Below are 12,572 nucleotides of genomic sequence, written 5' to 3'. Positions count from 1 at the left end.
TTAACTTGCCTGGATGGTAAGCAGCGGGTGCCGTGGTGAGCTTGTGAGGGGGGAACGGCTGTATTTTCCGGTCGTTTAGCTTTTCGAGCGTGCTCGTGGTAAGTAGCGACTGTGTGACAGGGGATGTAGGTATGGCAACTGGTATTGTCAAATGGTTCAACGACGCGAAGGGCTTCGGTTTCATCACCCCCGACGAGGGCGGTGAGGATCTGTTCGCACACTTCTCGGCCATCAACATGCAGGGCTTCAAGACCCTGAAGGAAGGCCAGAAGGTCAGCTTCGAGATCGTGCAAGGCCCGAAGGGCAAGCAAGCTTCGAACATCCAGGCAGCCTGACGGCGACGGATTTCGGACCAGGGAACCCGGCTCGACGCCGGGTTTCTTTTTTGGGGCGGCCGGCGCGCGCGCTCGCGGCAAGCCGCGCGCCGGCGCGGTGCGGCGCCGGCGCGCCTCACACCACCTTCAGCGTGCCCATCATGCCGAGATCCTCGTGCTCGAGGATGTGGCAATGGAACATGCGCTCGCCGGGCACGTCCTGCACCGTGGCGATCGTCACGACCTCCCCGATGCGCACGTTCACCGTATCGCGCCACGCGCGGAACGGCTCCGGCGTGCGCACGCCGTTCGACTCGCGCGCGAGCACCTGGAACTGCGTGCCGTGCAGATGAAACGGATGATCCATGTCGGTCTGGTTGCGGATCGTCCACTGCTCGACGTCGCCCGCACGGCTCGTGAACGTCGCTCGGTGCGGCGCGTAGGTGTCGCCGTTGATCATGAAGCGCATGCCCGCGGGACGGCCCGGCACGGGCGCCCCCATCATCGCCGCCATGTCCATTGCCTCGCCGAACGCCACGTCCTTGTGCGCGACGGGCTCGCCCATCGCCGGCACCGCGCGCAGCGTCGCAGGCCGGGCGCGCGCATCGGCAGGCGAGAACGCCAGGTCCGCAAGCGGCAACGTCGGGTCGGGCGGCAGGCTGCCATGGCCATCGGCCGACATCGCCATCTTGCGGCGGTCGTATTCGGCGGCCAGCAGCACCGCGCGCGATGCGCGGTCGCCCGCGCGCACCAGCAACTCCGCGCGCTCGCCGGGCGCGAGCAGCAGCGACGTCACGCCGCGCGGGGTCTCGAACAGCCCGCCGTCGGTGCCGACGTGCTCGAACGCGCGACCGTCGTCGAATGCGAGCAGCAGGTAGCGCGCGCTGCATGCGTTCCAGACCCGCCAGCGCTCGTCGGCCGCGACATCGATGCGCGGCCGGCGCGCACCGTTGACCAGCACGAACTGGCCTTCGCGGCCGTTCATCCAGTCCATCATGTCATTCGGCGCAATCGTGCCGTCGCGGGCGAGCTTCAGATCGGAAACAAACAGATGGCGCTCGGGCCAGCCGGCGAGCGGATCGTCCGCCGCACGCACGATGAACGGCCCGGCCAGCCCGCGGAACACCTGCTCGGCCGTCATCATGTGCGGATGCGGGTGATACCAGTAGGTCCCCGCGCTGCCCTTCGGCAGCGTAAACCGGTAGACGCGCGAGGCGCCTGGCGCGACTGGATGGGACGGATTGCCGTCCTGGTCGGGCGGCACCGGCAAGCCGTGCCAATGCAGCGTCGACGGTTGCGGCAAGCGGTTGATGAAGCGGATCTCGACCGTGTCGCCCTCGCGCACGTCGATCATCGGCCCGACCACCGGCCCCTGGGTGCCTGCGCCGAACTGCCAGAACGTCGTCGGGCGTGCGCCGCGCAAGATCGCGCGTGAAACAGGCTGCGCGACAAGCGTCGCGCGGAATGTGCCTGGCTCGCGGCTTTCGTTGACGAGCGTGCGCAATGCGGGAAGCGGCGCGCCGGCGGGCAGCGCATCGGGCGCCGCGAGCGCGGCGGCGGGCGGCGGCGCCGGCGCGTGGTGCGCGTGCGCCGACGCGCCGGACATGCCGGGCATGTCGTCCATCCCATCCATGTCGTCCATGCCTGCGTGGCCCGCGTGTTGAGCCCACGCGCTGCGCGCGAACAGCGACGCGACGGCGACGCCGACGGCGCGCGACAGGAATGCTCTGCGTAACATCAATCGTTCCTCATCCATGACGATCATCGTGAAAGGCCCGGCAGCCGCCCGTGCATGCGGGGCGCGCGATCGCGGAACGTGACCTTGGGGCCAGCGTTGCCGTCCCATTGGCGCTGCCGCATCGATCGGGCACTGTTTGCGGCCGGCTCGCACCATCATAACCGCACGCCCGTCTCAAAATATGCGCGATGCGCCGTGAGCGGCGACCGACCACGGGAATGAAGCAGCCGACTTCGCCCGGCAACGCACGCGCCCGCCGGGCGAACGCGGACAGGCCGCCCGGCCTCTGCGCCGGAGCCCCGGCGGCCCCGCGCGCGCTGGCTAATCGGCGATGCCGAAACGCGCACGCCCCCCGCCCCGTTGAATATCCGGTCTGGCCGCCACCGGGCACCGCAGGTTCGCCCCCATTCCCGGCGTGGCCGATTTCGTCAAAATTTCACGATGTGGAACATACCGTTGCACTGTAAAAAGTTTTGGTGCGGAGCACAAATTTCGGCTTTCGCAATGCCGAAATACGTTCCACGATACAAAACAGTCAACGCAACACATTGTTTACAAACGATTATTTTTATGCCGAACATCCACTCTACGCGCACCATTCGAGCGGTCGGCGGACGTAGACTTCGTCACATGGATTGGCGAATTGCAGCAAGGCCGAAATCGATCGATCGACAAGCCTGAATCCGCCGCAGCAGCCAGTCGCCCCAGCTCCCGTCAGAAAGACAGGGGCATCACGGAATCGCGTTTGATCAGAAAGGGAGAACGGAAATGAAAGGATTTCGCTTTGGTTCAGCGCAAGGATCGTTCTACATCCTGCCGGCAACGGGCGGCTGGGAAGCAACGTTCGGCAACGCTTCGCTCGGCGCGTTCGCCAGCCCCGAACATGCGGTCGACCACATCGCGCGCGGCTTGAGCTGCCCGGAACTGTCCGAAATGGATACCGCGACGCTCGACGTGCCGGAACAGATCGACGATTGGGAAATCGTCCACGTGTGAAACGCAACGGGAGGCGCGCCCGGTATCCGGGCGGCCTCCCGCATCAGCCGACAGGCCGGCCGGACAGCAAACGTCGCACGGCGCGCGCAGACCGCTGGTCCACGCCGCCCTGTCCGGCTCGCCGCACGGTTTCACCCATCGTTACGACATCGGCCGCACGGATGCGCGACCACGCGAGCCAGGTCAGGCGATCGCGTCGATGATGCCGTTGAGCGTGCTGCTCGGACGCATTGCGTTGCTCGTCAGCTCGACGTTCGGGCGATAGTAGCCGCCGATGTCCATCTGCTTGCCCTGCGCTGCGCCCAGTTCTTCCAGGATGCGCGCTTCGCTGTCGCCCAGCGCCTTCGCGACACCGGCGAACTGCGCCTGCAGCGCGGCGTCCTCGGTCTGCTCGGCGAGCGCCTGCGCCCAGTACAGGGACAGGTAGAAGTGGCTGCCGCGGTTGTCGAGGCCGCCGACCTTGCGCGCCGGCGACTTGTTGTTGTCGAGGAACTTGCCGGTCGCCTGGTCCAGCGTCTTCGCGAGCACGAGCGCCTTCGGGTTGTGGTACGCGCCGCCCAGATGCTCGAGCGATGCGGCGAGCGCGAGGAATTCGCCGAGCGAATCCCAGCGCAGGAAGCCCTCTTCGACGAACTGCTGGACGTGCTTCGGCGCGGAGCCGCCTGCGCCCGTTTCGAACATGCCGCCGCCCGCCATCAGCGGAACGATCGACAGCATCTTCGCGCTGGTGCCCAGTTCCATGATCGGGAACAGGTCGGTCAGGTAGTCGCGCAGCACGTTGCCCGTGACCGAGATCGTGTCCTTGCCCGCGCGGATGCGCTCGAGCGAGAAGCGGGTCGCCTCGACCGGCGTCATGATGCGGATCTCGAGCCCGTTGGTGTCGTGATCCTTCAGGTAGTGCTCGACCTTCTTGATGACCTGCGCGTCATGTGCACGCGCCGGGTCCAGCCAGAACACGGCCGGCGTGCTGGTCGCGCGCGCGCGGTTGACCGCGAGCTTGACCCAGTCCTGGATCGGCGCGTCCTTGGCCTGGCACATGCGCCAGATGTCGCCCGTCTCGACTGCATGCTCGAGCAGCACGTTGCCGGCTTCGTCGATCACGCGCACGACGCCGTCCGCCGGGATCTGGAACGTCTTGTCGTGCGAACCGTATTCTTCGGCCGCCTGCGCCATCAGGCCGACGTTCGGCACGCTGCCCATCGTGACCGGATCGAACGCGCCGTGCTGCTTGCAGTCCTCGATCACCGCCTGGTAGACACCCGCGTAGCAGCGGTCCGGAATCACGGCCTTCGTGTCGTACAGCTCGCCGTCCGGGCCCCACATGCAGCCCGATTCGCGGATCATCGCCGGCATCGATGCGTCGACGATCACGTCGCTCGGCACGTGCAGGTTCGTGATGCCCTTGTCGGAGTTGACCATCGCGAGGCGCGGACGCTGCGCGTATTCGGCCTTGATGTCCGCTTCGATCGCTTCGCGCGTGTCCGCCGGCAGGTCCTTCAGGCGCGCGTACAGATCGCCGATGCCGTTGTTCGGATTGAAGCCGACCTGCGCGAGGGCGTCGGCGTACTTCGCGAGCACGTCGTTGTAGAACACGGAAACGAAGTGACCGAACATGATCGGATCGGACACCTTCATCATCGTCGCCTTCAGGTGCACCGAGAACAGCACGTCCTGGCTCTTCGCGTCGGCGATCTGCGCTTCGATGAAGCTGCGCAGCGCCTTCTTGCTCATCACCGACGAGTCGATGATTTCGCCGGCCTTGACCGCCGTCTTTTCCTTGAGGACCTTCTTTGCGCCATCCGCGGTCGTCAGTTCGATCTTGACGCTGCCCGCCTCGCCGATCAGCGCGGAGCGCTCGCTACCGTAGAAATCGCCGTCGGTCATGTGTGCGACGTGCGACTTCGAATCGGCACGCCATGCGCCCATCTTGTGCGGATGCTTGCGCGCGTAATTCTTGACCGACAGCGGCGCGCGGCGGTCCGAGTTGCCTTCGCGCAGCACCGGGTTCACCGCGCTGCCCTTGATCTTGTCGTAGCGTGCCTTGACTTCCTTCTCGGCGTCGGTCGCCGCGTCCTCGGGGTAGGCCGGCAGCTTGTAGCCCTTCGCCTGCAGTTCGGCGATCGCGGCCTTGAGCTGCGGCACCGACGCGCTGATGTTCGGCAGCTTGATGATGTTGGCTTCCGGCTTCAGCGTGAGCTGGCCCAGTTCCGCCAGATCGTCCGAACCCTTCTGCTCAGGCGACAGATAGTCCGCGAACGCGGCGATGATGCGGCCGGCGAGCGAGATGTCGCGCGTCTCGACGGCGACGCCCGACGAGTGCGTGAACGCCTTGACGATCGGCAGCAGCGAGTAGGTGGCCAGCGCGGGCGCTTCGTCGGTGAGGGTGTAGATGATCTTGGGCGAAGTAGACATGTTCGATGCTTTGCTACGTGAAATATTGGACAGAGGATCGCCGGCGGCAAGCCAGCGAGAACGCGATCGAGTCGATCGCGAAAGGGAGCGCCGGCTCAGCCTGGCGGTGGTGTTGCGAGGGCCGTCATGTTCAACCTTGCAGGGCACGGACGCCGGGGCGTCGCGTGGGTCGCGATCCGTGCGCCGCGCCGCGGCACTTGCGGTCACGACGGCGGATCGCCCTGCCATCCCGCTATCAACAAAAAACCCCGGTGCCCGCAATTGCGCACCGGGGCTGCCGGATCGCTCCGGCACACCCCGGAGGGACTTACATGTTCTCGATCAGCACTTCGCCGAAGCCCGAGCACGACACCTGCGTCGCACCTTCCATCAGGCGCGCGAAGTCGTACGTGACGCGCTTCTGCAGGATCGACTTTTCCATCGCGGCGATGATGACGTCCGCCGCTTCGGTCCAGCCGAGGTGGCGCAGCATCATTTCCGCCGACAGGATTTCCGAACCCGGGTTCACGTAGTCCTTGCCGGCGTACTTCGGCGCGGTGCCGTGCGTCGCTTCGAACATCGCGACCGAATCCGACAGGTTCGCACCCGGCGCGATGCCGATCCCGCCGACCTGCGCGGCCAGCGCGTCGGAGATGTAATCGCCGTTCAGGTTCAGCGTCGCGATCACGTCGTATTCGGCCGGGCGCAGCAGGATCTGCTGCAGGAACGCGTCGGCGATCGAGTCCTTGATCACGATCTCGTTGCCCGTCTTCGGGTTCTTCACGCGCATCCACGGGCCGCCGTCGATCAGCTCGCCGCCGAACTCCTTCTGCGCGAGCGCGTAGCCGGCGTCACGGAACAGGCCTTCCGTGAATTTCATGATGTTGCCCTTGTGCACCAGCGTGACCGACTTGCGGTCGTTGTCGATCGCGTACTGGATCGCCTTGCGCACGAGCCGCTCGGTGCCTTCCTTCGACACGGGCTTGATGCCGATGCCCGACGTTTCCGGGAAGCGGATCTTCTTCACGCCCATCTCTTCCTGCAGGAACTTGATGACCTTCTTCGCCTGCTCCGATTCGGCCGCCCATTCGATGCCCGCGTAGATGTCTTCCGAGTTCTCGCGGAAGATCACCATGTCGATCTTTTCCGGCGCGCGCACCGGCGACGGCACACCCTTGAAGTACTGGACCGGGCGCAGGCACACGTAGAGGTCGAGTTCCTGGCGCAGCGCGACGTTCAGCGAGCGGATGCCGCCGCCGACCGGGGTCGTCAGCGGCCCCTTGATCGACACGACGTATTCCTTCAGCACCTGCAGCGTCTCTTCCGGCAGCCACACGTCCGGACCGTACACCTTCGTCGCCTTCTCGCCCGCGTAGATCTCCATCCAGTGGATCTTGCGCTTGCCCTTGTACGCCCGCTCGACCGCCGCGTCGACGACCTTGATCATGACCGGGGTGATATCGAAGCCCGTACCGTCGCCCTCGATATACGGAATGATCGGCTGATCGGAAACGTTGAGCGAGTAATCCTTGTTGACGGTGATCTTGTCACCGCCCTCCGGAACCTTGATGTGCTGATACGGCATGATCGACTCCAGTGACGTGGCTGAGCAAGTAAATCTGGTCGAAGCTGCGCGCCCGGGAGCACGGCAGGCCCACTCCCGTGACTACAACAGCGAGCCGCTATTCTAGCGCCCCTCTCGGGTACGGCGGCGCGAAGCGCGGTGCAGCGTATCAAGTCTTCCCTTATGTCTTATATAAGACAGATGACTTGCCGTTCCGTATTATGCATTAAGATTCCGCCATTTGCCATAGACCGCCCCGCGCCCGGCCCGGCCGACGCGCGAGCGCCCCGCCATGACCCTGATCGCCCTCAACAAGCCGTTCGGTACGATTTGCCAGTTTTCCGAGCACGAGACCCGTCCGTCGCTCGGCGACTGGGTAAAAACGCCCGACGTCTACCCCGCCGGCCGGCTCGACGCGGACAGCGAAGGCCTGCTGCTGCTCACCGACGACGGCGCGCTGCAGGCGCGGATCGCCGAGCCGCGCCACAAGCTCGTCAAGCGCTACTGGGCGCAGGTCGAAGGCGCGCCGGCCGCCGCGGACCTGAAGGCGCTCGCGCGCGGCGTCGACCTCGGCGACTATGTGACGCGCCCCTGCCGCGCCGAATTCATCGAGCCGCCCGACACGCTGTGGCCGCGCACCCCGCCGATCCGCTACCGCGCGGCGATCCCGACCACCTGGATCGAGCTCGCGATCACCGAGGGAAAGAACCGCCAGGTGCGGCGAATGACCGCCGCAGTGGGCTTTCCGACGCTGCGGCTCGTGCGTGTCGGCATTGGCGCGCTCGATATATTCACGCTCGGCATTGCGCCGGGCGAAACAATCGCACTGCCGCCGCGCGCGCCATGGGAAGGATTCGCACGGCCCGCATGACATTTCCATGACGCGTGTTTTTTTCGTCAACCGACTGCGAAGACCGCGCGTTAAACCACGCAGATGCCAACCTGAGCTATCCGGCATTGGCGCCAATACCGCATTTGTGCCGCCCTGGCGGCGGTTTTTGCGAATGCGGTTCGGCGCCCGCAGCGCAACGAGAAATTTCTCAAAGCGTTTGTCAACCGAAAGGTGGATGGCACGTTAGATGTCTTGACTCCTATGCCGGGTCATTTGGTTAATTAACTAAAGCTGAGGAACACAACATGAACAAACTGATCGCCGCTCTGGTCGCTGGTCTCTTCGCAACGGCAGCTTTCGCACAAGCATCGGCTCCGGCTGCTGCTTCGGCACCGGCTGAGAAGGCAGAAGCTGCTTCGGCACCGGCCAAGAAGGCGCACAAGAAGCACGCTCACAAGAAGCACGCTTCGAAGAAGGCAGCAGCAAGCGCCGCTGAAGCCCCGGCAGCTGCTTCGAACTAAGCAGGCAGGTTGCAATAACGCAGTGAAGAACAGGTAGTTGCCGTTCTTACGGCGTTGAAAGGCAGGTCACCGCAAGGCGATCTGCCTTTTTCTTTTTGTGCCCGTCTGCGCGCATCGCGTACCATGCGGGTCTCGCTTTCCACCAAAGGAGCCTTGCTGTGCGATTTTCCCTGCGCTCTTCGCTCGGCCGCCTTGCGCGTGCCGCGCTGTTTCCCGTCGCGTTCGCCGTCGCCGCGGGCGGCATGCAGGCCGCCTGCGCGCAAATGCCGGCAGGCGCCAAGGCGCCGGGCGAATTTCCGCGCGTCAAGCTGCGTACCGGCATGTACGCAATCGACGCGGCCGTCGCGGCGAACGATCCCGACCGCGAACAGGGGCTGATGTACCGCACGCAGCTCGCGCCGAACGAAGGCATGCTGTTCGTGTTCAACGAGAACGCGGTGCATTGCTTCTGGATGAAGAACACGCTGATTCCGCTGTCGATCGCGTTCATCCGCGCCGACGGCACGATCACCGACATCGACGAGATGCAGGCCGAGACGACCAACAACCACTGCCCGCGCAACAACGGCGTCTATGCGCTCGAGATGGGCAAGGGCTGGTTCGCGGCGAAAGGCATCAAGGCGGGGATGAAGATCGACGGGCTGCCGAAAGTGCAGTGACGCCTGGGCGGCGCGCTGCCGCGTGCCCCTCCCCCGTCCGGCCGGCCGCCTCGCGCGCCGGCTTTTTTTTCGTCCGTTGCGCGGCCAAGCCGCGGCCTTGATTGTGCGCATGGCGGCCGCATCTGCAAAAGCCACACGCAAGCGCTATGCTTTAAATCTCGCTTGATGCATTACAGTCCGGCGCAGTCGGCCGGCTTTCGACCCGAACCAACAGGAGGTTCACGTGCCCCGCAAAACCCCCATCGAGCGCTATCGCAATATCGGGATCAGCGCTCACATCGATGCCGGCAAAACCACGACTACCGAGCGCATCCTGTTTTATACCGGAGTGAGCCACAAGATCGGCGAAGTGCACGATGGCGCGGCCACGATGGACTGGATGGAGCAGGAGCAGGAACGCGGCATCACGATCACGTCGGCCGCGACCACCGCCTTCTGGAAGGGCATGGCCGGCAATTATCCGGAACACCGGATCAACATCATCGACACCCCCGGGCACGTCGACTTCACGATCGAGGTCGAGCGCTCGATGCGCGTGCTCGACGGCGCGTGCATGGTCTACGACTCGGTCGGCGGCGTGCAGCCGCAATCGGAGACGGTGTGGCGCCAGGCGAACAAGTACAAGGTGCCGCGCATCGCGTTCGTCAACAAGATGGACCGCGTCGGCGCCGATTTCTTCCGCGTGCAGCGGCAGATCGGCGAGCGCCTGAAGGGCATCGCCGTGCCGATCCAGATTCCGATCGGCGCGGAAGATCATTTCCAGGGTGTCGTCGATCTCGTCAAGATGAAGGCGATCGTCTGGGACGACGAAAGCCAGGGCGTGAAGTTCACGTATGAGGAGATTCCCGAGAACCTGCGGGCGACCGCCGAGGAATGGCACGACAGGATGGTCGAGGCGGCAGCCGAGGCGAGCGAGGAACTGCTCGAGAAGTACCTGGCCGACCATCGCTCGCTGACCGAGGAAGAGATCAAGGCTGCGCTGCGCAAGCGCACGATCGCCAACGAGATCGTGCCGATGCTGTGCGGCAGCGCGTTCAAGAACAAGGGCGTGCAGGCGATGCTCGACGCAGTGATCGACTACCTGCCGTCGCCCGCCGACGTGCCCGCGATCCTCGGTCACGACCTGCACGACAAGGAGACGGAGCGCCATCCGAACGACGACGAGCCGTTCTCTTCGCTCGCGTTCAAGATCATGACCGACCCGTTCGTCGGCCAGCTGATCTTCTTCCGCGTCTATTCGGGCGTCGTCGAATCGGGCGACACCGTGCTGAACGCGACGAAGGACAAGAAGGAGCGCCTCGGCCGGATCCTGCAGATGCATGCGAACGAGCGCAAGGAAATCAAGGAGGTGCGCGCGGGCGACATCGCCGCGGCCGTCGGCCTGAAGGACGCGACGACGGGCGATACGCTGTGCGATCCCGCCAATCCGATCATCCTCGAACGGATGGAATTCCCCGAGCCGGTGATCTCGCAGGCGGTGGAGCCGAAGACCAAGGCCGACCAGGAGAAGATGGGCCTCGCGCTGAACCGTCTGGCGCAGGAAGACCCGTCGTTCCGCGTGCAGACCGACGAGGAGTCGGGCCAGACGATCATCTCGGGCATGGGCGAGCTCCACCTCGAAATTCTGGTCGACCGGATGAAGCGTGAATTCGGCGTGGAAGCGACCGTCGGCAAGCCGCAGGTCGCGTATCGCGAGACGGTCCGCAGCACGGCGGCCGACGTCGAGGGCAAGTTCGTCAAGCAGTCGGGCGGGCGCGGCCAGTACGGTCACGCCGTCGTCACGCTCGAGCCGAATCCGGCAAAGGGCTATGAGTTCCTCGACGAAATCAAGGGCGGCGTGATTCCGCGCGAATTCATCCCCGCTGTCGACAAGGGCATCCAGGAGACGCTCAAGAGCGGCGTGCTGGCCGGCTACCCGGTCGTCGATGTAAAAGTGCATCTGACGTTCGGCTCGTATCACGACGTCGACTCGAACGAAAACGCGTTCCGCATGGCCGGCTCGATGGCGTTCAAGGAAGCGATGCGCCGCGCGAAGCCGGTACTGCTCGAGCCGATGATGGCCGTGGAGGTCGAGACGCCCGAGGAATTCATGGGCAACGTGATGGGCGACCTGTCGAGCCGGCGCGGCATCGTGCAGGGCATGGACGACATCGCGGGCGGCGGCGGCAAGCTCGTGCGCGCCGAGGTGCCGCTCGCCGAGATGTTCGGCTACTCGACGTCGTTGCGCTCGGCCACGCAAGGCCGCGCGACCTACACGATGGAGTTCAAGCACTACGCGGAAACGCCGTCGAACGTGTCCGAAGCAGTCATCAACGCGAAGCGCACCGGCACGAAGTAACGTCGCCCGGGAAGCGCTCGCCAGGCCCGTCCGTCCGCGGACGGGCTTTTTTTTTCGGACGCTCCGGCATGCTTGCGCGTGCGTTGCCGGAGCCTCCCGCCCTGCCCCGCCTTGCCGGAGCCGGATGCGGGCCGATCGCGGTGATGCCCGGCGCCGCGCCGGATTCCGGTCGGCCTGCCGTCCGCGCCCGTTTCGACGTTGCAACCGAAATCGAACCGCTCGCCGGCACGTTCCGGCAACCTCGCCGCTACGGGAAATGCCCGATGCAATTGGCAAGCGGTTCGGCGGCAGCCACGGTGCCACCGTGCTGTTCCCGCCTCCGCCGAATCGGCCCTGTCCCGTTTTCCCGCAGGCAGCGCGCGGCCAATGCGCGCGCTCGATGACCGGGTGCCCGCGCCCGCGTTTCATTCCAGAAACAAATCACCTGCTCCGATGTTTCATGGCGCGATGCGCGTCGCGCGCGTGCCTTCTGCCACGGGCCTGACCGGCCATTGGCACGCTTATCGCAGAACGGCCCCCGTGCGGCGGGCCTGCGCGACGGTATCGACCGGCGCGCGTCATGCGTCCGATCCGGCCGGATCGAGCGTCATGACGACAGCATTTCCTTCATGGCTCCCGCACCACACACGTAAAGCGGCGCAGCGACAAGGCATCGCGCGCCTCGGGAGACCACTAATGAATAAGACGAAACACCCGTTGCGCCCCACGGGACGCGGCTGCAAGGCGACATGGCTGGCGGTCGCCGCATTCGCGTGCTGTTGCGGGTCATATGCCGTCGCGCAGGACGCGATGCCCGCCGGGCCCATCGCCGGACAACCGCTCGTCGACATTCCGGCCGCCCCACCGTTACCGGTCGCGCAGAGCGCAATGGAAGCCCCCGTCTACATCTTGAGCGGCACCGACAGCGGCGATTCGAGCAGCCAAGGGAGCAGCAGCGCCGGGGCAGCCGACGACGGCGTCGGGGGAACGATGGACGGCGCGACCGACAGTGGGCGCAGCGGCACATTGGCCGGTCCGGCGACAGGCGGCGGTAGCTCGGGAGGCCATGGTTCCGGAGGCGGGACTTCGGGTAGTGGCACATCGGGAGGCGGGACTTCGGGAGGCGGACAAGGCGACAGCGGCACTGGCGGCCATGGTGGTAGCGCCGGCACTGGTGGCGACAGCGGCGGTCACGGCGGCGGCACCGCCAGCGCCGGTAGTAGCGGTGGCAGCGGTGGCA

The 12,572-nt window shown here is 65.5% G+C and carries 10 protein-coding genes; 6 read left to right on the top strand and 4 right to left on the bottom strand.

What is annotated here, in order from left to right:
- The first annotated feature begins 131 nt into the window (after nt 1–131).
- The gene (locus tag LIG30_RS06165; RefSeq protein WP_038710559.1) at nt 132–335 is read left to right on the top strand and encodes a cold-shock protein; all 204 of its coding nucleotides are present in this window, start codon (nt 132–134) and stop codon (nt 333–335) included.
- Nucleotides 336–450: 115 nt separating this feature from the next.
- Here the strand turns inward: LIG30_RS06165 and LIG30_RS06160 are convergent, their stop codons facing one another.
- On the bottom strand, nt 451–2,052 hold the full coding sequence (locus LIG30_RS06160; RefSeq protein ID WP_038710664.1) for a multicopper oxidase family protein: 1,602 nt from the start codon (nt 2,050–2,052) through the stop codon (nt 451–453).
- A gap of 768 nt (nt 2,053–2,820) precedes the next feature.
- On the opposite strand from LIG30_RS06160, the gene LIG30_RS06155 reads away from it, so the two are divergent.
- Nucleotides 2,821–3,048, top strand: a complete 228-nt coding sequence (locus tag LIG30_RS06155; protein ID WP_038710558.1) for a hypothetical protein — start codon at nt 2,821–2,823, stop codon at nt 3,046–3,048.
- A 183-nt stretch (nt 3,049–3,231) separates the two neighbouring features.
- On the opposite strand, the gene LIG30_RS06150 is transcribed toward LIG30_RS06155, so the two are convergent.
- Together LIG30_RS06150 and icd are read right to left on the bottom strand one after the other, a co-directional pair.
- A complete protein-coding gene (locus LIG30_RS06150; protein ID WP_038710556.1) occupies nt 3,232–5,460 on the bottom strand; it encodes an NADP-dependent isocitrate dehydrogenase in 2,229 nt (742 codons plus the stop codon).
- A gap of 307 nt (nt 5,461–5,767) precedes the next feature.
- Complete coding sequence (icd, locus tag LIG30_RS06145) at nt 5,768–7,024, bottom strand: NADP-dependent isocitrate dehydrogenase (protein WP_038710554.1); 1,257 nt, start codon at nt 7,022–7,024, stop codon at nt 5,768–5,770.
- 271 nt (nt 7,025–7,295) lie between these two features.
- On the opposite strand from icd, the gene LIG30_RS06140 reads away from it, so the two are divergent.
- The 4 genes from LIG30_RS06140 to fusA all read left to right on the top strand — a co-directional run bounded on the left by LIG30_RS06140 (nt 7,296) and on the right by fusA (nt 11,353).
- The gene (locus tag LIG30_RS06140; RefSeq protein WP_038710553.1) at nt 7,296–7,874 is read left to right on the top strand and encodes a pseudouridine synthase; all 579 of its coding nucleotides are present in this window, start codon (nt 7,296–7,298) and stop codon (nt 7,872–7,874) included.
- A gap of 266 nt (nt 7,875–8,140) precedes the next feature.
- The gene (locus LIG30_RS25090) at nt 8,141–8,356 is read left to right on the top strand and encodes a hypothetical protein (RefSeq protein ID WP_083493929.1); all 216 of its coding nucleotides are present in this window, start codon (nt 8,141–8,143) and stop codon (nt 8,354–8,356) included.
- 158 nt (nt 8,357–8,514) lie between these two features.
- On the top strand, nt 8,515–9,015 hold the full coding sequence (locus LIG30_RS06135; RefSeq protein WP_038710552.1) for a DUF192 domain-containing protein: 501 nt from the start codon (nt 8,515–8,517) through the stop codon (nt 9,013–9,015).
- Nucleotides 9,016–9,238: 223 nt separating this feature from the next.
- Nucleotides 9,239–11,353: an elongation factor G gene (gene fusA, locus LIG30_RS06130; protein ID WP_038710551.1), complete on the top strand. Its 2,115-nt coding sequence runs from the start codon at nt 9,239–9,241 to the stop codon at nt 11,351–11,353.
- A gap of 881 nt (nt 11,354–12,234) precedes the next feature.
- Here the strand turns inward: fusA and LIG30_RS27450 are convergent.
- Nucleotides 12,235–12,357 carry a hypothetical protein gene (locus LIG30_RS27450; RefSeq protein ID WP_268760690.1) on the bottom strand — a complete coding sequence of 41 codons (123 nt, stop codon included), beginning with the start codon at nt 12,355–12,357 and terminating at the stop codon, nt 12,235–12,237.
- Between the last annotated feature and the right edge of the window lie 215 nt (nt 12,358–12,572).

The sequence above is a fragment of the Burkholderia sp. lig30 genome (genome assembly GCF_000687455.2).
GTDB lineage: Bacteria > Pseudomonadota > Gammaproteobacteria > Burkholderiales > Burkholderiaceae > Burkholderia.
Note: the sequence above shows the minus strand (reverse complement) of the source record. Positions and strands in the feature narration are given on the sequence as shown.

Excerpts from the sequence above, each read along its gene's own strand:
- LIG30_RS06165 (WP_038710559.1), top strand. The coding sequence starts at position 132 with ATGGCAACTGGTATTGTCAAATGGTTCAACGACGCGAAGGGCTTCGGT.
- LIG30_RS06160 (WP_038710664.1), bottom strand. The coding sequence starts at position 2,052 with ATGTTACGCAGAGCATTCCTGTCGCGCGCCGTCGGCGTCGCCGTCGCG.
- LIG30_RS06155 (WP_038710558.1), top strand. The coding sequence starts at position 2,821 with ATGAAAGGATTTCGCTTTGGTTCAGCGCAAGGATCGTTCTACATCCTG.
- LIG30_RS06150 (WP_038710556.1), bottom strand. The coding sequence starts at position 5,460 with ATGTCTACTTCGCCCAAGATCATCTACACCCTCACCGACGAAGCGCCC.
- icd (WP_038710554.1), bottom strand. The coding sequence starts at position 7,024 with ATGCCGTATCAGCACATCAAGGTTCCGGAGGGCGGTGACAAGATCACC.
- LIG30_RS06140 (WP_038710553.1), top strand. The coding sequence starts at position 7,296 with ATGACCCTGATCGCCCTCAACAAGCCGTTCGGTACGATTTGCCAGTTT.
- LIG30_RS25090 (WP_083493929.1), top strand. The coding sequence starts at position 8,141 with ATGAACAAACTGATCGCCGCTCTGGTCGCTGGTCTCTTCGCAACGGCA.